A 640-nucleotide genomic window follows, 5' to 3' on the forward strand; every position below is an offset into this window, starting at 1 on the left:
CGCTTTCTCGTTTCAACATCGAATGCACTCTCCCAACCTTTCTCGTGCTTCTATGAGGGAGGGTTGTTGCAGAAAAGACACGAAATTGCCCGTTTCCGGGTGGTCCGTTTAGGGTTTATTAACATGAGTAAATGCGAATTAACGGGTCTTAACGCTTGAAAACACGCAATATTTGGCATCGACACTGTTTCCGGCAGGCGAATCCATGATTTCTCGCGCTCCAGGCGCAGAATATGTCAGACTACCGCTGCGGGCCGCCACATTGATCGAAATCAGGGCGAATCTTCCGTCCTTATATATCTGCATATATCTGCGAAATGCCGCTTGCGTCCCTTCGTGAAAGCCACTGATTCCAGGCACATTCCTGATTACGCATATATAAAGTGCGATAATTCGCAGGAAATTTTACCAGTTCGCGCGCAATTCGCTTGAAATGACAAAGCGTACCGGCTATCTCGCCCTTACCGGAGAGGTGGCCGAGTGGTCGAAGGCGCTCCCCTGCTAAGGGAGTAGACCTCATAAGGGTCTCGTGGGTTCGAATCCCATCCTCTCCGCCAGCTGCTTTAAGCAATTCCAGTCATCAAATTCAGATCCAGTTTGTCTCGCGACCTGTGATTCTGCGCCTTTTCCCGTCGTGTTC

The 640-nt window shown here is 50.0% G+C and carries 1 tRNA gene; it reads left to right on the forward strand.

Features of this window, described 5'->3' with window-relative positions:
• The first annotated feature begins 466 nt into the window (after window positions 1-466).
• A tRNA-Ser gene (locus F9K94_RS24235) sits at window positions 467-557 on the forward strand.
• Window positions 558-640: the final 83 nt, after the last annotated feature.

It is taken from the genome of Brucella tritici (assembly GCF_008932285.1).
Lineage (GTDB): Bacteria > Pseudomonadota > Alphaproteobacteria > Rhizobiales > Rhizobiaceae > Brucella > Brucella tritici.